Source organism: Flavobacterium sp. KBS0721 (assembly GCF_002007065.3).
GTDB lineage: Bacteria > Bacteroidota > Bacteroidia > Flavobacteriales > Flavobacteriaceae > Flavobacterium > Flavobacterium piscis.
The window spans coordinates 5,786,601-5,811,164 of sequence record NZ_CP042170.1 but is presented as its reverse complement, the minus strand read 5'-3'; the positions used below and the strand labels follow the sequence as shown (position 1 = coordinate 5,811,164).

The following is a 24,564-nucleotide window of genomic DNA, read 5'->3' as shown; positions in this document are numbered from 1 at the left end:
TCACACAAGTTGTCAAACTTAGAACCTTAGCAACTTAGCGCCTTAGTATCTTTGAAGCTATTTCTTCAAAAACAAAATAAATCCTAAAATACTAGCAATCAAAATGGTTAATGCAGCTACAACCATTGTCAGATCACGAATGTTTTTCCCTGCCCAATCCATAAATAAAAATTTGTGGAGAATAGCAAAAGAATAACCTTCTACCATATCAGAGTTTTTAACGACAGCTGCCAATCTCGAAGTAGCAGTTTCGATAAAATACGTTGTTTTTTCCGGCGTGTCATAAGCCAATTTTATAACCGGCAATCTTTTATTGACAAAGCCATATTCGCGACTGCTAAAATCGGTTAAGAGTTTAGAGTCTAATAATTTTACGTTTTCTAAAGAAACATGAGGTTCATCTGAACCTTGATCCATTTCGCAACAAGCAAGTTTAGGCGCTCCATCTGTAAAATAATAAGCTAGAAATTCAGCGTATTTAAAGTCCAGATTTGGCACAACTTTATTGGTTGCAGCATTAATATAAATTACCTCAGATTTTGGATCATCTTTTTTATTCCATTTTGCATTAGAATCTGATTTCGATGTTTTGAATTTTTGTTTTTCAAGCAATTCGCAACGGAAATATGTGGTGTCGTTTAAAGAAATAATACTCGCATTCTGAAAACGGCTCCAGTCTAAATCCAGATTATTACTGGCTACCGGAATTTCTTTGGTTACAAATGTTGGTTCGTAAACCATTTGCGATAAAGTATACGGATTCCATTTTGTTGTGGCGTGATAGGCTCCGCTAAAAGCAAATGTCAAAGTAAAAAGCGAAACCCAAATTCCAATTTGACGATGGTATTTTCTTAGGCCTTTTTTAGGAGCTAAACTATCTGTTTTTTTAAATTGTTTCCATAGTAAACCATAAATTAAAATTCCGCTCAAGGCAGAAAAGCCAATGATTGACAATAAGAAAATCATCGTAATGATTCGGATACTATTGTTTGAAATGGCATCGATAAAAGACCAGTTATGAAAAGTATCAAAGAACCAGATAAACGCTTGTCTTGATGTTGGGTTATAAGTGGCCAATTTACCAGAAGATGTTTCTACATAAACCTGCATGGCATCAGGGCGATCGAAACTTAATTTGTACACCGGCAAATAACGATTGACATATTTGTATTGCGAAGTAAATTCGGTTACAACTTCACTATTTTTTACTGCGCTTTTTTGATCGTCCAGAAAATAACGCGAAAGCCATTCCGCATATTTTTGATCTCCGTTTTCCAGTTTTTTGGCTGTTGCTGTATCAAAATACCAAAGTTCGCCAATTATAGTTTTTAGCTGATAATAGGTTTTATTGTTGAAAGTGACAATTCTGAAATTTTTGAATTGCGTTAGTTCATTTTTTTGTAAAACTTCCTGAATCGAAAAGTGCAATTGCGTTTTATCAATTACTTGCGTTTCGAGTTTTTCGTGTGCAATTTCAGGTTTAAAAAAATGTGCCATAAACGGATGCATCAATCCTGAAAGTGTCCAGAAAATTAACGGAATAATGGTAATTAACCCAATCACACGGTGCCATTTGTACATGTGCTGTTTGACTTTCCTGACAAATTTAGAATCTTTCTTTTTAGATTTTTTGGCTTGATTTATTTCTTTGCTCATATTTTGAGTATTTATGATTTGCTTCATTTTTTTTGCCACAGATTAAAAGGATTAAAAAGATTTTTTAACCATTAAGAGATTAAGAAAAGTTAAGCTTAATGAAACTTAATATCTTAATGGTTCAAAAATTAAACTTCCTTAATCTTTTTAATCCTTTTAATCTGTGGCAAAAACTTATTTTTTTAAGGAAAAATTATACTGTATTCCAAATACAAATGTTCTTGGTGCCGCTGCTGTGTAAGTAGGTTGAGCATTTGTTGTATTGGCTCTCGAAACATTATAAGCATATAATTTATCCGTTAGGTTAAGCACGTTTCCGTATACTTCAATTTTTTTCCATTGATAACCCACTCTGGCGTTGAATATATTATATCCGCTGTATTTTACAGTATTTATCTGATCCTGGTAATAGCTTCCCACAAGCTGCCATTCTACAGAAGTTCTAAGATTTGGAAGCCAGTTTGGATAATAACTTACCTCAGAATTTCCGGACCATTTGGGTGCTGCAGGCATTTCTTTTCCGTTTAAATCCTGAACAGGGTCGCTTGGTTTGTCCGAAAGTTTAAAATCGATATAAGTGTGTTGCGCGTAAGTTCCGCCCAGACGAATATTGAATTGTTTTGAAGGACGATACGAAGCGCCAAACTCAATTCCTTTATGACGTGTTTCTCCAGCCGAACGATAATCAGTTGAATTATCAGCGAGTTTAATGTTTAGTAACTCATTTTTACCTTCCATATAATACAAAGCATAATCAAAATTTAATTTATTTTGAAAGAAAGAAAGCCAGCCGCCAATTTCGTAATTATTGAAAGTGGCAGGTTCCAGATTATAATAAAAATCTGCAGGAACGCCAGTTGTTCCGCCTGTTCCGGGTTTTGTTCTAAAAATAGAAGTGATTCCGGGAGGCGCAAAACCTTGTGAATAATTGCCATAAAATCCGGCAAACTCAACTGGATTGTAATTGGCACCGGCTTTAAAGGTTACTTTATCATAAAGTTTACTTCCGGTAGAATTGTCAAGAGCATTGTCATAATTCACTTTCATATTGTCATAACGCCCGCCAACCGTAAGAATCAGTTTTTCAATCGGGTTAAAACTTACTTGCGCATAAGCTGCAGCGTTATAAATGTCTGCAGTATAATCGGCTAATTTTGAGTCCGGATGCTGTGCAATGATTTCATAAGAATCAACGGTTTGTTTTCCCGCTTCTCCGGGATTCAAATTGGCCTTTAGATCAATAACATACGACCAGTAGGTTACTGGAGAATAATCGTATAAAGCACCCGCAACAAGTTTGGTATTTAAAAAATCAAACTTCTGAGTATGTTGTCCAATCGCCCCATAACTTTTAAAGTTATTCGAATTTACTTCGCCTTTTGCCGTTGTAGGATTTACAGTTGGGCTCCATCTGATTCCATACGAAGGATTTTGGCCTAGTTTATTATCACGTAAATATCCTGTAATATAACTGCTCGAATTACTGTTCCAATCGTGTTCTAATGTTAATCGCGTTCGTAAAGCATCAGATTTTCTATACGTGAAATTAGAAGTGCTTTTGTATGTTCTGTTGTTAAAAGCATCTTCGTTAACCGTTCCGCTCATGTCAGAATAATATTTTCCGTACATCGTGTTACTGATCAATCGGGTAGAAGGAGAAATGTTGAAATCGATCCTCGCATTCAGATTGTCTTTATTGTAATCAGAATACGCCATCCAGCCATTTTCCTGCAAACTGGAAATTCCCGCAATATGAAAACCAACTTTGCCAATTGTTGCTCCGCCGGCAGCCTGAAATCTTCTGTAACCATAATTATCGCCCTGAACACCAAATTTAAATTCCGGATCAACTGGTGGTTTTAGCGAAATCAAATTGATAGTTCCTCCAACCGCTTCAGGTCCGTATAGTGAAGAAACAGGGCCTTTTACGACCTCGATACTTTGCAAATTAAACTGATTAATTTCCAGTAAAGCATTGTGATTAAAAATTCCCATTGGGCGAATTGGCAAACCATCTTCGAGGTATAAATAATAAGCATTGGTGGTCATTGGCTGACGAATAGACATCATGTGCTGCTCATTTCCTAAATTCACCATTAGTACTCCCGGTGTTTTATTGATGATTTCGTAAACCGCCGTAGCTTTGGTTTCGTTGATTGTTTTGGCCGTGATTTTGCTTATTGCAACCGGAGTTTCTTTGCGTAAAGTGGCTGTACGATTGGCTGTTATAAAAACATTTTCCAATTCCTGAGATTTTGTTGTGTCTTTTTCTGTTTTATTCTGAGCTGCGACACATTGTCCTATAATTAGTAATAGGATGAGGGATATTTTTTTCATTTTAAATGATATAAATTTTAAAAAATCAACCGGTATTCTCTTGGCAGAATACGGGAAAGGCTTCTCAAAAGAATTGAAAAGCGGGACTAAAATTTATATAAAGTAAGATGGTGGATGAAAGGTAGCGTTTGAAACCGAAATTGGTTTTTTATCGAAATAAGCAAAAATGGCTTTTCGTGTAGTTATTGGTACAACTAATTTTAAATTACTCAACGAAATAGTATGAATATAAATGACTTCTGCTTTTTCTTTCAGGTTATCATGCATTTTTTTTTCGTTGTCAGCATATTTCTTAAGACTTTTTTGAAGCTCACAACGGCCATTACAGGAATTAAAAAGCATTTTGCGCTGCACACAAATGGTTTTCGAAATTTCATCCTGATTTAATTTGAATGTAGTATAAACGCAGAAACTGCCAAATGATGGCATCAAAAGCATAAAGGAAAGAAATATGATTATGATTTTTTTCAAAGCTTGTTTCGTTGTTTTGTGTTTTTTTATTTTTAACGCAAATTAAAAGTTGAAATGTACCTTTAGGTAAAAAATATTGGTAGCGTTTTTGATTTGAAATTCGTTGGCGTGCCGTAGGTACGCCATAATTATCGTTTTGTAGCGTAACTATGGCACGCTAAATTTATTTCAATTGATATTTTCTAGCCATATTTGGTGCCTAACGGTACGAATTGTCAAACCAGCTTTGCGGAATCTCCTGCTGGAATGTCTTTTCATTTTATGATTTTATATAATTTTAAATTTAAAATGTGCGTAAACACGGTTTCGTTGTTTGGCGAACAACGAAATACATCTCAATACTAATTTGAAAATGTGATTTTAAAAATTATATAAAATAGGATGGAGGTCGAAAAGTAGTTGTCGCAACAGCAATAGGTTTTTGATCTAAAGAAGCAAAAAATGCTACTTGAGAGGCTATTGGACTCACTAATTTGAATTCGTTTGTAGTTGTATTTTGAATGTAAACAACCTCTACTTTTTCTTTGAGATTGTTTTGCATTTTCTTTTCATTGTCGGCGTATTTTTTTAAACTTTTTTGAAGTTCACAACGGCCGTTACAGGAGTTAAAAAGCATTTTGCGCTGTACACAAATAGTTTTCGAGATTTCGTCCTGATTTAATTTGAAAGAGGTATAAACAAAGAAACTGCCAAATGATGGCACTAAAAGCATACAAGAAAGTACTATGATAATAAACTTCTTCAAGATTTGATTTTCTTTGTTTCGGCAGCAAAAATACATTTTATTCGTTTTATAACGAATGATTTTGAGTTTTTTCTAAAAAAAAATCTCCAACTATAAATTATAATTGAAGATTTTTTAAAGCAAAAAGTAATAAATTTTTATAAAGCTTCCAGTATTAAATCCGGAATCCGAAATGTTTTTTCACGCGTTTTGTCAGTTATTTTATTTCACTTGTATTACTGAATTGTTTAGTTTAAACGAGCAATAAACGAGATAAACAGCACATAAAATAATGATGCCTACGGCACCTTGCTGAGTGCCAATGTAATCTGTTGCAAATCCCATTAAAGGAGGAATTATTGCTCCTCCAGCGACTCCGGTTACCATTAATCCTGATATTTCATTTGTTAAGGCTGGCTGTGATTTTATGGCTAAAGTATAGATTACAGCAAAAATGCTCGATGACCCAAATGCAATTATGCAAACCAATAAGAGAATTAGAGATTGATTTTGCACAAAAATTAAGCCTGTTAATGCCAACAGTACTACAATCATATTGATTTTAAAAAATGATTTCTCAGAGAATTTACTCAATAAAAGAACACCAAATACGGTACCAATTGTACGGGCTGCAAAATACCAGCTTGAACCATATGTGGCAGCTTCTTTGGCTAAACCAGCTCTTTCTATTAGTAGTTTTGGCGTTACGGTATTCATGCCTACATCCAGACCAACAATACACAGAATACCGAGAAATGACAATAAAATATTGTTGTCTTTTAACAGACCAATTGTTTTTGAAAAGCTGGCCGTTTTCTTTTCAAATGAAACTTCTTCTATTTTGGTAAAAAATAACCAGACCAATGAAATAGAAGTAATTAGGGTATAAATGTAAAAACTCTTCTCCCAAGATCCATATTTTAAAGAAAAATAACCAACTAATAATGGTCCTGCAAAAGAGGAGATTGCTTTAATAAATTGTCCTCCAGTGATAAAGCTGGTGAGTTGTTTACCATTGACAATATTTGTAAGCAACGGATTTAATGAAACTTGTAAAATCGTGTTGCCTATTCCTAATAAAATAAAGGTAATATAACAGCTTGTTTCATTAAAAGAAACCACAGGAATAACAGTAGCTATTAATGTAATAAGCAACCCCACTGAAACTAGATTTTTTCTACCGTATTTGTCCATTGCCATTGCAGCGGGAATTGATAATATGAAGAACCATAAAAAAACCATAGAGGGTAAAAAACCGGCTTGGGTCTCGCTCCAATTGAATTGAGATTGTGCGTAGGTAACCGAAATACCTACTAAATCACAGAATCCCATGATAAAAAATCCCAGTAAAATTGGTAAGAGTTTAAAAATAGTGTGCTCTTTTTGCATGATTTATTATTTAAGTTCTTATTAGTAAATAAAATTAGTTAGACCATTTTTGACTTGGTTTATCGCCAACAGTCATTTTCATGACCCCGCCTTTTTTTATCTCATCCAAATTTATTTTTAAATTTTTTAAATCTGTATTATTGAAAGCGGCTTCTTGCAGATAAACATTCTTTTTAGAATTATTAGTCACTTCAATTGTAAAATCTTTTCTGTTTAATGACTTAGGTAATTTAATACTTACCTTATCAAACAACGGACTGCTTATTTGGTATGACGGATTAATTTCGGTTAGGCCTTTAACATCAAATAAACCTATAGATGACATTACGTACCAGGCACCTAATTGTCCCTGATCTTCGTCTTGTCCGTAACCATAACCGTGTATTCCTTCTGTTCCATAAAATTCATCGCAAATGGCATGTACCCATTTTTGAGTGAGATAAGGTTTTCCTGAAAAATTAAACAGCCATGAAATATGCAGGTTGGGCTGATTTCCGTGATTGTAAAATCCTGATAATCCTGCAAATGCATCAATCTTAGTACCGCCGCCAAATACGTTTTTTTGAGATTTTTCAAAAATAGTTTCCAATCGGTCATTAAAGGTGTCTTTTCCCAGTGTTGCCACTAATTCATCTATATCATGAGGAACATAAAAAGTATACTGCCATGCATTGCCTTCCTGAAAACCTCTCCATGGTTGTGAAGGATCAAAATTATCAACAAATTTTCCGTTGGCATATTTAGGGCGAATAAATTTAGTCTCTTTATCATACAACAATTTCCAGCTTTTGGATAATTTTATTAGTTGTTCATAATCTTTGGTTTTTCCCAATGATTTAGCAAATTGTGCTACTGCAAAAGCACTGTATGAATATTCTAATGTGTGCGAAGCTGAAAATCCGGAGCCTTCTGTTACGGTATTAAAACCTATGTCGTCCAGTTGTGGTGAGTAGCCATGTTCTATAAATTGTTTTACATCCATTTTTCCTGCACCTTCAATTCTGTCTTTCCAGGTAATTTCGTTCTTTAAGGCAGCTTCATAACCTAATGCTACATCAAAATTTCGGATACCTGAATTGTACGCAGAGGCAATTGCCAAACCTGTAAAATTAGTACCAACGCCGGAAACATACTTACTATTTGCAAGTCCGTCTCCAAGCCAGCCGGCATCTTTGTAAACCAGTAGTTGTCCTTGTATCCAATCAGCGTAATATTCCGGATAGGCGAGAGCCCATAATTGGGTTAAATTCCAAAATCCTCCCCAAATTGCATCTGTATTGTAACAATTGTGTTTAAGAGTTCCGTCACTATTTAATGGAATTTGACCAATTTGCCCGTTATTCATAGGGTAGGCTCCATTCACATCGTTGTACAATCCTCTTCCTAAAAGAACATGATATAGACCAGTATAAAATTTTATTTTATCGGTTTCATTTTTACCTTCAACAGTGATTCTTCCTAAATATTCATTCCAGGTAGCAAGTGCTTCCTTTTTTGCTTTATCAAAATTGGTGCTTTTTGCCTCGGTGTCGAGATTTAATCTGGCATTTGCAATTGAAGTATACGACAGACCAATTTTTACTGTAATTGTTTCATTTTCTTTCGTGTCAAAAGTTAAATATAAACCAGCTCCAATTCCCGAAATTTCTTTTTTGTCAGGTTGTGTTTCTTGTTTCTTGAATACACCAAAGGTCTTTGGTTTTTTATCCAAAACGGCAGAAAAGTACATGGCCACTTCGGCACCTGCCTGATATTTTTTTACGTATTCCGGAGTAGTAATTACATAACCCTCTATGCGGCCATCTTTGGTCATGGTTACTTTTGATTCTTTTACTGCACCGCTTTCGCCTTGTCTGTTTCCGATATCAAATATAATATGAGATTCGTTTGATTTTGGAAAAGTATAACGCTGAAAACCGACTCTTTTTGCAGCGGTAAGTTCTGCTTTTATCTTATAATCTTTTAGTAGAACCGAATAATATCCGGAAGTAGCATATTCGTCTTTTCTGTCAAATCGGGAGCGATATCCTTCGTCCGGATTTTCAAGAGTTCCCGGAATTGTCTGTAATTTGCCAACAGAAGGTGCGAGAACAATTCCTCCAACCTGAAATTCATGCAGACAGGCAAAACCTTCGATTGAGGTGTCACGGTCATCATATCCTGTTGCTTCCCAGCCATGTTCATTACCAATATGGGCATTGGTAGAAGGGCCTAATTTCGCCAGTCCAAAAGGTACAGCAGCGGGAGTATAAAAAAACCATCGGCTATGGGCTGTTCCTATGTTTGGATGTACATAATCAGATAATTTTTTTTGTTCTTTTTGACTATAAACTGTACTGAATATACAGCTCATGAGTATAAATAATAGGTTTGAAATCTTTTTCATTATAAAATAATTTAAAGTGTTTTATTTTTTTATTAATGCAATTCGGGCATAAAGTTCAATTACTGCGGCTTCATTAAGCAGCCATTTTGGTGTTTTTGATTCATCCTTTTCAGCATTCCAATTGCTGTAAACCAAACCTTTATTGTCGCGGGCATTTTTCCAGGCGTAATCGATGTTTGTAATAATAGTATCTACATATTTTGAGTTGTGATCTACTTCATATAAATCCTGATAGCCGCGAAATAATACGACAGTAAACCACGGGTCATCTAAAATTGAGATACGGCCATCGGCTTGTTTTTTTCCAAAATACAAATAAGATCCTTCTGCCAATGACTGCGCTTCTGTAAGATACTCTTTATTGCGTGTAATTTTATATAAGCTTACGGCTGCCTGAAGCATTGTTCCGGTATTATAAGTCCAGGCAGTTTTTAAAATTGAACGATCGGCCGTTTTCATATCATTCCAGTAAATGTTTTCTTCTGCCCGTAAGTGAGAGTGCATCCAATTGTAAAATTTTAAACCCCAATTTAAATAATATTTGTCATTTGTCTGCTCATAAATTTTTAAAGCTAAGACAGTTGCTTTTCCGTTAGAACAGGCTGGTTTTTGATTGTGAACACCTTCAAGCCAGGTAACTCCCCCTTCGAGATCATCATTCCATCCGCTGATAATGAATTCAAAAACTTCTTTGGCATCTTTTAGATAATGAGCTTCTTTTGTATTAGCGTAAGCTTCGATATAATCAATCCCCACTAATCCGTTATCGTCATAATAACGATCAGATTTTTCAAATCTTACGGGATATGCCTGATAACCTATTGGTTTTCTAATTGTGTCGCGATATTGTTTTTGGGCTTCGATCAAATTGGCCAATGTCTTACTGTATTTTTTTTGATCAATTTTGTAAAGCAAATTTACAGCAGATGTCATACCGCTAAAAGGCCAAAGAAAAGAAACTTCTTTTGCCGATTTTTCTCCATCATTAAAATAATTGATATTTGGCTGATTTGTATTGGGATAATACTCAGAAAATAAATTATGTTGAGGTAAATAATATAAACCGTAAACCAGAGCATAAAATGATTCCGCTTTGTTTTTATACGTTTTGTACGAGGCTGTTTCTTTGTTTTGGCTATCCGCTTGTACAGCAAACAGGCAACAGGTAATAAGAAGGATTAATTTTTTCATAACTGTTTTTCTCCTTTTAGTAATGCGATGCGGCCATAAATCTCTACTAATGCAGCTTGTTGTAACAACCATTTGTCTCTTCCTGGCTTTATTCCTGACCAATCTTCGTAAAATAATCCGTAATTATTTCTGGCTTTTTCCCAGGCATAATCTGCATTGCTAATAAAGGTGTTTACATAATTTTGCGCATTGGGATCGTGATTAAGAAGATCCAGATATCCTCTAAAAAGACATACATTAAACCAGGAATCATGATCCGGGAAAAACAGTTTACCATCGACTGTTCTTGTGAAAACGCGATAAGCAGATGATGCAATTGCCCTGGCTTCATTAAGATAGATCTGATCTTTAGATATTTCGTACAATAAAATGTTATTGGTAATCATTGCACCGGAATTATAGGTCCATTTGGTCTTGTTTACGAAGTTGTCCCTTACCCTGATATCGTTCCAGAAAAGATGATCTACCGGATCTTGTGTATTTGCATTGAGCCAGAGATATAATCTTTTAGCAAATTTCAGGTATTCTTCGTTTTTGGTATGTTGATAAAGTTTAAGGAGATAAGTTGTTGTAAAAGCAGTTGCACATACTGCTTTGTTGCAAAGATCACTTTCGGGTTTATTTTTATATTGCTCTACCCAATATATTCCGCCGCCAGCTTTGCTGTCTTCGCCAGTTATACTAAAATCAACCTGTTGTATTGCTCTGTCTAAGGATGCCTGATTTTTATTGATTTCATAATCTTCAATTAATTCAAGTGCAATAATGGCGTTGTCATCGTAAAAACGATCATCTAAACTGTACTGTACCGGAAATGCGGCATAGGCATTAGGCAAACGCTGGGAATCGTAATATTTGTCCAGCGCATTATAAGGATCACTTAATACCTGATCTTTATATCCTATTGCTTTTAATTGGTTTACGCCAGTTAAAAGAGCATCAAGTGACCAAAGAAAGGAACTTTGCCTGTCATCACTTTGTTTAGGGAAATTTTCGAGATAAAGTCCAGTGCTGTTGATTTTATAGTTTTGCTGAATCAAATCAAATGTTTGTTTTGCTTTTTCTTTATAACTAATGCTGACAACCGGATCAGTGGGGTCTGGAGATGTTAATTCATTGTCTTGATTTTCCTGACAGGAAAAAAAAAGTATTGAAATTAACAAGAGACCTGTTTTTTGAATATTTTTCATAATATAAAGTTTTAAACAGGCTGTTTGAATGCATCAAACAGCCTGTTATTTTTAATTAGTTATAATAACCGAATGTTTATAATCTCCATTAGGTGACATATCGATAACGATATTTGCATGCTTGTTTTCAGAATCCTTAGGAAGTTTGTACATCCCGATCCAGTCTTGACTTTGACCCGGAGCTGGCAGGTCTGCCAGATTGTAAATGTTATAATATTGAGCAGGTTGAGTGTCGTCTGGAGGGGTTCCAAATGCCGGTATTCCGGGAATATTTGAACCGTTCATTTGATCATTATGATAACTTCCCCAAATTTCTTTTCCCTCATTGGTAGTAATCCAAAAACGATAACGTTCTTCAGGATAACCCCAATCGTGGTAAAATGGAAGGGCAATATTTTTTACTTCAAATTTGTGATTGCCAATATATGTTAAATCTCCAAGATTGTACTGCCATGTTCTGATCATTTGAATCGACTGAATTTCTGTTGTTTTAATGGTAAGTAAATTAAAATCGACAATAATTCTATAAGCATTTCCGGTTCCCGTAATTGCAGTACCCGCTTCTGTTTCAGACTCGATCAACTTTTTATCGGCACTTAATTTGTAGTAAATTTTTGGATCCGAAAGTGAATTGCATAGATTTACTTCACCATTGTTAAGAGACGCAAAAATTTCGAAAACACCATCTTCCACTTTTTTAAATTTCATTGCTGATTCAATACTCTGTGCTTCAAATCCTTTTCCGTAGATATACAATTCAGTTGGAATCTCTGCTATTCCGGCCGGGCGCTTTAATCTTAAAATGCGGGTTTCTTGTGTGTCTTTTTTCTCGCCTCCCTGAGAAGCCACCACTTTCCATTTTACAATTCCTTCAGAATCAATGCCTATGTTAGCATTTTTGGCCAGAATGATAAGCTGTTTTGGTGTTAGTGATAACCAATTGTCACTGCCTCCGCCATTAGAAACCATTTTATAAATGGGGCTGCTAAAGTTCCCATTTTCTTTATCAAATACAACTTCATATAACACAACACCTCCATAATAGGATGTTGCTTTTGTCCATTCGAATACAGTTGGAGATCCGTTTTCTAAATCTATTGCCAGAAGTTGGTTAGCCGTAGGGCTTATTAATGATTCCGGTGCATCAAAACCAACTTCTAATTCATAATTGTCGGTACAGCTTCCTAAAACAAGGAGGATTATCAGACTAAAAAGTCTAGTATATATCTTTTTCATAGCTTTAGGTTTTACCAATTTGGATTTTGAGTTAAGTTTTTATTTAAATCTCTTTCTGATTGCGGTATTGGCCACAGATAGTTTTTACCAGGATCAAACATTCTTTTTTCAACACGGATGTATCCATTATCGATAAGTATAGCTTCATTTGTTTTTATTCCGTGAACCCATTGATTCAAAGCTATTTCGGCTGTTTTCCAACGGCGTAAATCCATTAATCTTAATCCTTCCATTGCAAGCTCTGAACGACGTTCGCGACGGATAATTTCTTCCATTTCAGCATTTGAAACAGTAGGATAATCCAAGGCATTTGTATTTGTAAATCCTGCCCTTGTACGTAATTTTTTAATTGTCATATTCCATTCTGTCTGACCAAAATCATTTAGTTTTGCTTTTGCCTCAGCATACATTAGTAGTACTTCAGCATAGCGAATCAAAATTAAATTGGAGCCAGATTGCAGCATATTACGAGCTGTTTTGTCATAAAATTTAGAGACGTAATATCCGGTTGGAGTAGCGTTTGATGAATTATTTATAGAATTATCTCCAGTTCCCAGAGCGGTATTTATCGTCGTAAAAGTACCATTGGGGTTTTCTAATTGAGAACCGTGTCTGATAAGTGTCGCGTCTAAACGTGGATCCCTATTGTTATATGGTGTTAGTTCATTATAACTTGGATCTGAAATAGTTTTCCCGTTTAATAACAAATAGCTGTCAGCCAGTTCTTGTGTTGGAGAAATTGCCGCGAAGCCGCCAAAAGAAGGCGGAATTAAATAATATTGAGTGCCCTGTTCTCTGTTTACAGGCATAAATTGAACATCTAAAAGAACTTCTATATTATTTTTATTCTGAGGTTTAAATAAATCAGAGTACGTCCCTGAAAATAGATCTAAAAATCCCGCTTCCTGTTTATTTATAAGTGCATCGCAGATTGCTGCCACTTCCTGCCAACGGTTTTCACAAAGTAAAACTCTTGCTTTTAATGCCATTACTGCACCTCTGGTAAAACGTCCTTTATCTTTTGCGCCATATGAGTTGGGTAATATTTTAGCAGCATCCAGTTCATCCAAAATAAATTGCAGCACTTCACCCTTGGGTGTTCTGCTAATTCTTGTTGATTCTTCGATACTGATCTCCTTTGTAACTAAAGGTACATCTCCGTAATTATTCATTAATATAAAATAATGGAAGGCACGGATGGCTCTTGCTTCAGCAATGTATCTGTTTTTTAGGTCAGGATTTAAGTTGGTTATTTTATTAATGTTATCTAATAAAATATTGCAATGTTTGATTCCTACATATCTGGAATTCCAGACATCACGAATTAATGGCGATGATGCATCGTAACTGCCATTTGCTACATCTCTGACAAGTGATCCGTTATTACTTTTTGTGTATGAATTATCAGAAAGCGATTCATTAAATATAAATTGATCTGCATTGTACAGGTCAGGATAACAGCTGTTTAAAGCATTAAGAGCATCGTCGGGTTTGTCCCAAAAAGATAAATCCGATTCTTTATCTAATAATGGTGTGTCGAGACTTTCGCATCCCCAAAAAACACACATTATAAGTGCGATTACTATATGTTTTGTTTTCATATCTAAATATTTTAGAAGTTAACACTTAGCCCAATGGCTAAAACTTTGGTTATTGGATACACGCGGCCGTTTGATGCTTCGCTGGAATTCACTTCAGGATCATATCCCGCTTTTAGTTTGGTGAATGTCAGTAGGTTTTGCCCCGTTATATAAGCTCTGAATTTGTTAACTCCCAACTGATCTGTAAATCTGGAAGGAATTGTATATCCCAGTTGTATATTTTTTAAGCGCAGGTATGAGGCGTCTTCTATCCAAAAGTCTGATTTGGCAGCATTATTTGCTGATTCAGTACCAATAGTTAAGCGTGGATAGGAGGCATCGGGATTTGCGGGAGTCCATCTGTCAATATGATAATCCATTACAGGGCCTTCGTTGCTGTTATGAAAAGCCTCAACTCCTTCACCGCGAATCCACATGCTGCGTTTTCCAACACCTTGAATAAAAATGCTTAAATCGAGTCCTTTCCAATTCGCTGTATAGGTAAAACCGTATGTATAACGAGGATACGGATTTCCTAAAATAAATCGGTCGTCTTCTTCTTTAATTACGCCGTCTCCATTTCTGTCAATGTATCTTATGTCTCCCGGTTTTGCTCCTGCAGCATTAAAGTTTTGCTTCGCAGCAGCGCTCACCTCATTTGCATTTTGAAAAAAGCCATCACTTTTTAATCCGTAGTAGGAGTTTATTGGATATCCTTTTTTCAAAATAGTAACAACATCGGTTCCGGAAATAAGAGTTCTTCCGCCATCATTGGTAACCTCATTTACATTGTCGGCAATATTTGCATTGATAGTATGTTTTACCTTACCTGTTTCGAATGCATAATTCACACTAAATTCCCAGCCTTTATTGTTAACAGAACCAATATTTTGAGTAGGGGATCCGCTCCCGTAAATACCGGGAACAGGCAGATTATTTACCAATACATTTTTTGAGTCTTTACTATATAAATCAATTGTAAAGGATAGTTTATTATTAAAAAAACCGGCATCAATTCCAAAATCCAGCATTTGACTGGTTTCCCAACTCAAATTTTGATTTGCCTCACTAAAATAGGCACCGTTGGCAAGATTGTCATTAAATGAATATGCCTGCGTATTGATGGATACTGTTCTCAAATATTTGTAAAGTCCTATATCCTGATTACCAACCTGTCCCCACGAAGCACGAACTTTTAAATTGCTTAAATAATCTGCTGATTTCATGAAATTTTCTTTGGAGATACGCCATGCCGCAGAAAATGACGGGAAAACTCCCCATCGCTTCTCACTGTCAAATCGGGAAGAACCATCGGCTCTAACATTTGCTTCAAGAAGATAACGATCTTGATAAGAGTAATTTATTCTTCCAAAATAAGATTGAATTCCCCATTCTTCCCCGCTGCCATAAGTGTTTTTTTCATCAGTCAGTTCTCCATTACCTAGAACCCCAAATTCATTACCGGGAATTCCTATCTTTCTGGCCTGAAACCATCTTCTGTCGCTATTTTCTTCAGATATTCCTAGCAAACCGCTAAAAGAATGATTTTCGCCTAATTTTTTATTATAATTAAGTGTAAGAGTCGAATTGAGTAATAACGTCCTGTCGAAACGGTCCATAACCGAACTTTCATTATCTCCTCCTCCTGAATAAGGAGCATAATCAATTGATCTTCTGAACTCATGATTGTTGTTATCGGCAAGATTAGCTCCAAAAAATCCTTTCAGTTTCAAATCCTTTATGATAGACCACTCGGCTGTAAGACCTCCTGAAAAACCATCATTTTGATAAGTTCGCATTCCGCCATTGGTTAAACGTGCCAATCCGTTGGAATTACTGCCACTTGGAAGGGTGAAATTACCGTTTGCATCTTTTACGGGATAAATTGGAGGTATTCTGGTTGCTTGCTCGATAAGCCAGTTTGTCCAGTAAGCATGCTCTTTTATCGCTGAACCATTATAGGCTCCGCTGGCTGTTATATTTAATTTCTCAGATAATTTGGAGTGAATGTTAATCCTCACATTATTTCTTTTCAGACCATAATTGTCATTTCCCTCAAATAAGCTTTTTTGATTAATATGACCTATAGAAACATGATAAGAAATCTTTTCTCCGCCGCCTTCTACAGAAAGATTTTGTGTAGATTGCGGTGCTTTGTCTCTGTAAATTTCGTTTAGCCAGACCGTTCCCTGACCTATTTTTTTATAATTACTAATTTCATCAGGTGTAAATTTTGCAGGTAATCCGGAGTTAATCAAGGCTTCATTTCTCAGCTCTGCATATTCCCAGGCCTTTGCATATTTAGGCATATTGGTTGGTTGCTGTAAACCATAGATGTAATCATAGGATATTCTGGTTTTTCCTGATTTCCCCATTTTGGTAGTAATCAGGATTACACCATTGGCGGCCCTGGAACCATAAACTGCAGCAGATGATGCATCTTTAAGAACGGATACACTTTCAATGTCATTTGGGTTAATATTGTCAATGCTTCCTTCCAAACCATCTATTAAGATTAATGGATAAGTGCCTGATTGAAAAGTACCAATTCCACGTATGTTTATATTGGTTCCCTGCCCGGGTTCACTTGAACCTTGTTGTATCACTAAGCCTGCAATTGTACCCTGTAAAGCTTGCGATGCAGAGGTTACTGGTTTGTTTTCAAAAACGTCTGAACGTACATTAGTAATTGCAGAACTTAGATTGGCTTTTTTTTGAGTTCCATAACCCACGACAATAACTTCTTTTAAAAGATTTTGTTCTTCTTTTAAAATGAAGTTAAGTGTCGTATTGCCTTTTACTTCTTTTTCGACACTTTCAAAACCTATGTAGCTGACTATTATTACTGAATTTTCGGGCGCTTTTAATGTATAAACTCCATCAGCATTTGTTATGGTAGCAATCTTAGTTCCTTTGATGCTAACAGTTGCTCCAATTATAGTCTCGGATGTCCTGCTGTCTGTGACAGTTCCGGAAATTGAATTTTGGGCATGCAACACGGCAAGGTTAATTATCAAAAATAATGATAAGAACAGCATTGATTTTTGGGATATGCATATCCCAAAAAGCGGACTGGGTGTTTTCTGGTTTTTCATAAATACATCATTTTTTATTTTTTTGTTTGGTTAATTAATAGCAGAGATTGTTATTTTATAAAAGACTTTATCAAAAGTGATTTGTCATTTGGGTTTTCATTATATATTGTATAGCTTTCAGCAGAAGCAGGAACAACAAATGTTTCGGCATAATTGAATCGTTGTTTAATGCCATTTTTAGTTTCTATAATAATTGATGTTCCTTCGATAAGCATCCAAACGTGACATTTGTTATGAGTCGAAATAGTAATTTTGTTGTGCAATGTATAGCGATGCACATCGTAGAAATGCTCATTGTGCGTAGGCAAATGTTCTAATTTGTAGTCTTCTGTTTCTGTGATTGTATAAGGAACCGAAATTAATTCAGGAACGACAGCAGCTCCCTTTCTTTCAAAATTTAGATTCTTCATACCATGCTCGATATTAATCGGACGCGGTTTTCCATCTAAATCCAGACGAAGCCAATCGTACATTTTGAAAGTAAAAATGTAAGGTGCGCTGCTAATTTCCAAAACTAAATTGTTGCTTCCGGACGCATGAATAGTACCATTTGGAATTAAAAACAGATCATGTTTTTTGGCTATAAATTTCTGTATGTATTTGTCTACATCCAGTTCTTTTACATTTTTTTGACTGTCTGTCAATGCCTGATGAAATTCTTCTGGCTGAATATCGTCTTGAAACCCTAAATAAACCAATGGCTCATCTTTACAGTCCAGAATGTAATACGTTTCATCCTGCGTAAATGGCATTCCAAAATTTTCTTTTATATATTGAGGACTTGGATGGGACTGAATCGAAAGGTTTCCTCCATCAAAAGTGTCCAGAAAATCGAATCTTATTGGGAAATCATATTTAAATTTTTCTGCACAATCTCCCAGTACTTCTTTGTAATTGTTAAACATCAAAAAGTCAAAAGAAACTTCTAATAAATATTCGTTACTTTCGAACATTATTCCGTTTTCGAGAACCATAAGTTCAAATGACCACGCTAGATTATCAACATCCTTATTTAAACCTTCCATTTTTTCTTTCATCCATGTTCCTCCCCAGGCACCGGGCTCAAACCATGGTCTTGGTCTAAAAACATTTTTTGCCATTTGGTTAAGGCCTTCACGAAGTTCATAGCCTGACATGAATAAGTAATTGTCTGGTCGTTGTTCGTCTACAATTAAGTCGATAGCAGGAAGTATTTCATTTTTGTGTTTATTTAAAACAATCCAATCAACAAAATAAAAGCGTTTGTATGTTCTGCGGTTGTCAATACGATTAGCTGCACCTAAATTATTCGCCATTCCGGCACGAGCTCTAAACTGTAGTTCATTTTTTGGTAAGTCAAAATAGACTAATGGAGCTTGCCAGTTGGCCAGAGAAGCACCACAGCCAATAATAATATTGATATCAGCAGCAGTGTCTGGTTGAATTAATTGTAGTTTTTTGGTATCAAACCAGTCAATTAAACTCTTATCTGTTATTTTTCCAAAAAGAGGATCATCACCACCTAAATAAGGTACTAACATTTCATCTAATTCATCCGATGACTTCATTGCGGCATCTACATGAAACCAGCGTACACTTTTGCCTCTTTTATTTAGCTCTTCGTCCAGGCTCTCTATGAGGTGCTGCCAAAAAACACCAATATAACCATCAATTGTAATGGTTTTATGCTGTTCGATCCATGTAGCAAATTCTTCTATTCCGGCTTTTATCTTATTTTTTCCAAGCGGATATGAAGGGTAGGCTTCATAATTGTTTTTAATGTTGTTTTTCTTTTCGGGAGCTAAAAATTGCTGCGTTTTACGCCAGTCGTTGTTCTTTTTTAAATCTTGCATTTTTAAAGAGTTATTCGCAAATAGGGCAGCTCCCATGATGGCAGCTTTATCCCATAGTGTGCATATATTAATTTCAGTTTTATTTATTTTTTTAATTTCTTCTTTAATTGTATCTAGAAAGTGATGAGATGCTTTTGCTAGTCCTCCTCCCAGAACAAGGCTTTCGGGCTGAAATTTATTAATCCATGGAGTCATAAACCGGATAAAGTTTTGGGCAAATTCATTAAATAGAAAAATAGCATCGGAGTCGTTAAGGTCTGCCAGAGCTGTTATCTCTTTTACGGTAACCACTTGTTCCCGATTTAATTTATTCCATTTCTTAACAAACCAGCGCGTCGAAAAATAATCGTCGCCTATTCCTTTCTTAAATGGGATATTATATAAATAGCCATTGGGAGCAACACCGTCTTTTTCTCCAGATTGTACCTTGCCATTAATCAGATAAGTACTTCCAAAGCCGGTTCCTAATGTTAGTACAAGGCATCGGGATTTATTCTTTGCTGCGCCTGCATGATATTCTCCCATTGCAAAACTTTCGGCATCGTTTAAAAAGTATACCGGACTATTTTTTACAATTTTTTTGATTGCTTGTTTAACATTCAATCCAAATAATGAATCGTATTTTTTTACACCATTGATTTCTGAGATACCTTCCTCATAGTTAAAGGGACCTGGCATAGAAATACCTACGGCAGCAATTTGATTTAAAGAAATGTTTGTATTGTGTGTTATTTTATCAATAAGGTTCTCAAAAGATTTTATAAAATCATCACAAGAGCCATTAGAATCTAAAAGGTTTTTTTGATATGAATCTGCGAGTAGTACTCCGGTCTGAGAATTTAATAAAGCTCCTGATAAATGCGAACCTCCTATGTCTATTCCTAAATAATAAAGTTTCATGTGGTTTAAGGTTAAGATAAATAGCTTTTAAATTTGATATGTACATATGTATGTACAATATCGTTATAGCAAAGTAAATAAATTGTTATCAAACTACAAAAGGAGGTTGTTACTTTTGTCAAAAAAATAAAGTAACTTTGCCTGTAATAACTTGAATAAATAGGTTTTACTGCCTTATTATGTTGAATTTTTTTATTTAAAACAGCTGATTTTAAATGTTTTATAAAAATGAGTAATTCTCAAAGAATTTATTAAATACCTATGAAAATAACACTAAATCACGCCAGTTCTATTCCTCTGCATGTTCAGATAGAAGAGCAATTAAGAGTAGCAATTAAGTCTGAGGAGTATCAAAAAGGAGTGAAATTGCCTAATGAGGTCGCTTTGTCTAAACAATTAGGTATATCAAGAGCAACCTTGCGTCAATCTATCAATAAACTTGTTTATGAAGGATTGTTAATGCGAAAAAAGGGTGTAGGTACATTTGTAAAGAAATCCTCTATTAGTTCTAAAGCTCAAAATTGGTTGAGCTTTTCGCAAGAAATGAAAGCGTTAGGCATAGAGACCAAAAATTATGAATTGCATTTAAGCTGGGTAAAACCAACTGAAGAGCTTTGCTTGTTTTTTGATATAAAAGAAGATATAAGGATTTTGAAACTAGAACGCTTAAGAGGAAAAGCAGAATATCCGTTTGTCTATTTTATTTCCTATTTTAATCCGCGAATAGGATTAACAGGGAACGAGGATTTTTCTCGCCCATTATACGAAATACTTGAACAGGATTTTAATTCGATTGTAAAATTATCTAAAGAAGAGATTAGTGCCATTAGTGCAGATTCTTATTTGGCTGGAAAGCTGGAAATAAAGGCAGGAGATCCAATATTAAAGCGTAAAAGATTTGTATTTGATCCGGGCAGCAGACCTTTAGAATGGAATGTTGGATATTATAAAGCGGACAGTTTTACCTATACACTTGAATTCGAGCGCGAAATATAATATCTGAAATAATAAAATAACGGCATTTTAGATAAGAAACTCCAATTATAAATTTATAGTTGGAGTTTTTTTTGTTTTTCAGTCTCTATCTTAATCAGAACTTTGTAAAACGACAAACCCGACAAGTTTTAAAAACTTGTCGGGTTTGATGTAATTTATAGTCAAAGTTTAGAAACTCAAAACTGCGACTGTGAACTGTGTAACTTATTTAACAAGAACCCAAGCACCGGAAGCGATTAAAGTTTCTGCTTTTTTAAATTTCATTTCTTCAGTTCTGCCTGTTGCAACTTCCTGAACTGTAACAGTATCATTACGGTTGATTTTCGGCATGTCTCTTACGATAGTTTCTGTAACCTGACGTTGTTGTGTTTCTCCAGCTTCGCGGTTGATGTCTTCGCTGTTTACAATTTCGTCTTTGCTCAATTTGAAGTTTTCTTTTTGGCGAACTTCTTTTGCTTCGTGAATTTCAGGAACGTTTTGAGCTGGTAAATCACCTTTAAACAAGAATGAAATCACTTCTTTATTAACGTTGTCTAACATTCCTCTAAACAAATTAAATGCTTCTAATTTGTAGATAAGTAATGGATCTTTTTGTTCGTGAACGGCCAATTGAACAGATTGTTTCAATTCGTCCATTTTACGTAAATGTTTTTTCCAGGCTTCATCAACAATTGATAAAGTGATGTTTTTCTCGAAATCAGCAATCAACTGAGCACCTTGGCTGTCATACGCTTTTTTAAGGTCTGTAACAACATTCAAAGTTTTGATTCCATCAGTAAACGGAACTACAATACGCTCGAATTGGTTGTTTGGCTCTTCGTAAACTCCCTGAATAATTGGGTAAGCTTCTCTTGCGCTTCTTTCTGTTTTTTCAGTATAAAAAGCCAACGCTTCTTTGTATACTTTTCCTGTAACTTCAATATCTGATAATTTTGTAAAATCTGCTTCAGAAATTGGAGATGTAATTCCGAAATAACGAATTAAATCAAAATCAAACGTTTTGAAATCATTTGCTATTTTATTGTTGCTTACGATCAATTCGCAAGTATCATAAAGCATATTCGCGATATCCAGTTTCAAACGCTCACCAAATAAGGCGTGACGACGACGTTTGTACACTACTTCACGTTGCGAGTTCATAACGTCATCATATTCTAATAAACGTTTACGAACACCAAAGTTGTTTTCTTCTACTTTTTTCTGAGCACGCTCGATAGATTTAGTCATCATTGAATGTTGAATAACTTCACCTTCTTGCAATCCCATTCTGTCCATAACTTTAGCAACTCTTTCAGAACCAAATAAACGCATTAAGTTATCTTCAAGAGAAACATAGAATTGAGAACTTCCCGGATCTCCCTGACGTCCTGCACGACCACGTAACTGTCTGTCTACACGACGGGAATCATGACGCTCTGTACCCACAATTGCTAAACCTCCTGCAGCTTTAACTTCTGCAGATAATTTAATATCGGTACCACGACCAGCCATGTTCGTTGCAATAGTTACAACTCCGGCTTTACCTGCTTCTTCAACGATTTGAGCCTCTTGTTTGTGCATTTTAGCATTCAAAACGTTATGTGTAACGCCTCTCATTTTCAACATACGGCTTAATAATTCTGAAATCTCTACAGAAGTTGTTCCAATCAATACTGGTCTTCCTGCGTTTGATAATTCAGTAACATCTTCAATTACAGCGTTGAATTTCTCACGTGTAGTTTTGTAGATATAATCTTCTTTGTCTTGTCTTGAAATCGGACGGTTGGTTGGAATCTCCACAACGTCTAATTTATAAATCTGCCATAACTCTCCAGCTTCTGTAACTGCTGTACCTGTCATACCACCTAATTTGCTGTACATTCTGAAATAATTCTGTAATGTAACAGTTGCAAATGTTTGCGTAGCAGCTTCGATTTTTACATTTTCTTTAGCTTCAATCGCCTGGTGTAATCCGTCAGAATAACGACGACCATCCATAATACGACCTGTTTGCTCATCGACAATCATAATTTTGTTGTCCATGATCACGTATTCTACATCTTTTTCAAATAAAGCATATGCTTTTAAAAGTTGTGTAAGAGTGTGAATACGCTCGCTTTTTACTCCAAAATCCTGAAATAATCTTTCTTTAGCTTCAGCTTCACCATCTTTATCCAGTTTTTGTTTTTCGATAGCAGCAATTTCAGTTCCAATATCCGGAAGTACAAAAAAGTCAGGATCTGTATCTCCAGAAAGGTATTGAATACCATTATCAGTCAATTCAACCTGATTGTTTTTTTCTTCAATTACAAAATACAAAGCTTCATCCACTTTATGCATTTCGCGATTGTTATCCTGCATGTATTGATTTTCAGTTTTTTGAAGCAATTGTTTGATTCCTTCTTCACTCAAAAATTTAATTAATGCTTTATTTTTAGGTAAACTTCTGTAAGCTCTCAATAATAGGAATCCACCTTCTTTAGTGTTTCCTTCTTTGATTAATTTTTTAGCTTCCGCTAAGAAACCATTTGCTAACTGACGTTGTTGTGCTACTAAGTTTTCGATTTTTGGCTTCAACTCATTAAACTCATGACGATCTCCTTGCGGAACCGGTCCTGAAATAATAAGCGGTGTTCTTGCATCATCAATTAATACAGAATCGACCTCATCGACAATAGCGTAGTTGTGTTTTCTTTGCACTAAATCGTTTGGCGAATGTGCCATGTTATCTCTTAAGTAGTCAAAACCAAATTCGTTGTTGGTTCCGTAAGTGATATCAGCGTCGTATGCTTTTTTCCTTTGTTCTGTACTTGGCTGGTGATTATCAATACAATCAACAGTTAAACCGTGAAATTCGAATAAAGGTGCTTTCCATGTACTATCACGTTTTGCCAAGTAATCATTCACCGTTACTAAGTGAACACCGTTTCCGGTCAAAGCGTTTAAGTAAAGCGGCAATGTAGCCACCAAAGTTTTTCCTTCACCCGTTTGCATCTCGGCAACTTTACCTTCGTGCAATACCATACCACCAATTAACTGAACATCATAGTGAATCATGTCCCATGTAATTTCTTTTCCGGCAGCATTCCATTTGTTTGCCCAAACTGCTTTTTCACCATCAATAGTGATATACGTTTTTGTGGCAGAAAATTCGCGGTCTTTTGGCGTTGCAGTAACTTCAATAAATGAATTGTCTTTAAAACGACGCGCTGTTTCCTTAACAACAGAAAAAGCCTCAGGAAGAATCTCCAATAAAGTTTTTTCTGAAATTTCGTATGCTTCTTTTTCAAGAGAATCGATAGCATCATAAAGATCTTCTCTTTTGTCGATGTCTTCGATGTTTTCAACTTCTGCTTTAAGTGCAGCAATTTTAGCATCTTTATCAGCTCTTGCTTCTTTTATTTTTTCTTTAAAATACGCGGTTCTGGCTCTCAATTCGTCGTGAGACAAACTCATTAAGCTGGTTTCGAATGTTTTAATTTTGTTTAAATAGGGCTGTAAAGCTTTGACATCTTTCTGTGATTTATCACCTACAAAGACTTTAATAATACTGTTTATGAAACTCATGATTTATTGTATTTCTATTTTATGTAAATGTGTAT

Annotated in this window: 14 protein-coding genes; 1 reads left to right on the top strand and 13 read right to left on the bottom strand. The window is 35.3% G+C overall.

The window, feature by feature from the left end; all coding sequences use genetic code 11:
- Positions 1-57: 57 nt before the first annotated feature.
- From B0M43_RS24090 to B0M43_RS24035, 12 genes are all read right to left on the bottom strand, one after another.
- Positions 58-1,683, bottom strand: coding sequence for a PepSY-associated TM helix domain-containing protein (locus B0M43_RS24090; RefSeq protein WP_246860175.1), 1,626 nt, complete (start codon positions 1,681-1,683; stop codon positions 58-60).
- Positions 1,684-1,830: 147 nt separating this feature from the next.
- Complete coding sequence (locus B0M43_RS24085) at positions 1,831-3,993, bottom strand: TonB-dependent receptor (RefSeq protein WP_078005713.1); 2,163 nt, start codon at positions 3,991-3,993, stop codon at positions 1,831-1,833.
- A gap of 93 nt (positions 3,994-4,086) precedes the next feature.
- Positions 4,087-4,464 (bottom strand): hypothetical protein, encoded by a 378-nt coding sequence (locus tag B0M43_RS24080; protein WP_246860174.1) that lies wholly within the window; start codon positions 4,462-4,464, stop codon positions 4,087-4,089.
- A 367-nt stretch (positions 4,465-4,831) separates the two neighbouring features.
- Entirely contained in the window at positions 4,832-5,209 is a 378-nt protein-coding gene (locus tag B0M43_RS24075) for a hypothetical protein (RefSeq protein WP_246860173.1), read from the bottom strand.
- A 201-nt stretch (positions 5,210-5,410) separates the two neighbouring features.
- The gene (locus B0M43_RS24070; protein WP_078005710.1) at positions 5,411-6,577 is read right to left on the bottom strand and encodes a sugar MFS transporter; all 1,167 of its coding nucleotides are present in this window, start codon (positions 6,575-6,577) and stop codon (positions 5,411-5,413) included.
- A 34-nt stretch (positions 6,578-6,611) separates the two neighbouring features.
- Positions 6,612-8,963 (bottom strand): GH92 family glycosyl hydrolase, encoded by a 2,352-nt coding sequence (locus B0M43_RS24065; RefSeq protein WP_078005709.1) that lies wholly within the window; start codon positions 8,961-8,963, stop codon positions 6,612-6,614.
- A 21-nt stretch (positions 8,964-8,984) separates the two neighbouring features.
- Entirely contained in the window at positions 8,985-10,154 is a 1,170-nt protein-coding gene (locus B0M43_RS24060) for a glycoside hydrolase family 76 protein (protein ID WP_078005708.1), read from the bottom strand.
- Complete coding sequence (locus tag B0M43_RS24055) at positions 10,151-11,344, bottom strand: glycoside hydrolase family 76 protein (protein ID WP_078005707.1); 1,194 nt, start codon at positions 11,342-11,344, stop codon at positions 10,151-10,153. Before B0M43_RS24055 ends, B0M43_RS24060 begins: the two co-directional genes overlap by 4 nt.
- A gap of 51 nt (positions 11,345-11,395) precedes the next feature.
- Positions 11,396-12,580 carry a SusE domain-containing protein gene (locus B0M43_RS24050; protein ID WP_123921748.1) on the bottom strand — a complete coding sequence of 395 codons (1,185 nt, stop codon included), beginning with the start codon at positions 12,578-12,580 and terminating at the stop codon, positions 11,396-11,398.
- 11 nt (positions 12,581-12,591) lie between these two features.
- On the bottom strand, positions 12,592-14,181 hold the full coding sequence (locus B0M43_RS24045; RefSeq protein ID WP_078005705.1) for a RagB/SusD family nutrient uptake outer membrane protein: 1,590 nt from the start codon (positions 14,179-14,181) through the stop codon (positions 12,592-12,594).
- 11 nt (positions 14,182-14,192) lie between these two features.
- Positions 14,193-17,255 (bottom strand): TonB-dependent receptor, encoded by a 3,063-nt coding sequence (locus tag B0M43_RS24040; protein ID WP_078005704.1) that lies wholly within the window; start codon positions 17,253-17,255, stop codon positions 14,193-14,195.
- Positions 17,256-17,305: 50 nt separating this feature from the next.
- Positions 17,306-19,987: an ROK family protein gene (locus tag B0M43_RS24035; protein ID WP_078005703.1), complete on the bottom strand. Its 2,682-nt coding sequence runs from the start codon at positions 19,985-19,987 to the stop codon at positions 17,306-17,308.
- Positions 19,988-20,248: 261 nt separating this feature from the next.
- On the opposite strand from B0M43_RS24035, the gene B0M43_RS24030 reads away from it, so the two are divergent.
- Positions 20,249-20,983, top strand: coding sequence for a GntR family transcriptional regulator (locus B0M43_RS24030; protein WP_065451289.1), 735 nt, complete (start codon positions 20,249-20,251; stop codon positions 20,981-20,983).
- Between the two features lie 204 nt (positions 20,984-21,187).
- Here the strand turns inward: B0M43_RS24030 and secA are convergent, their stop codons facing one another.
- Positions 21,188-24,529: a preprotein translocase subunit SecA gene (gene secA, locus B0M43_RS24025; protein WP_078005702.1), complete on the bottom strand. Its 3,342-nt coding sequence runs from the start codon at positions 24,527-24,529 to the stop codon at positions 21,188-21,190.
- Between the last annotated feature and the right edge of the window lie 35 nt (positions 24,530-24,564).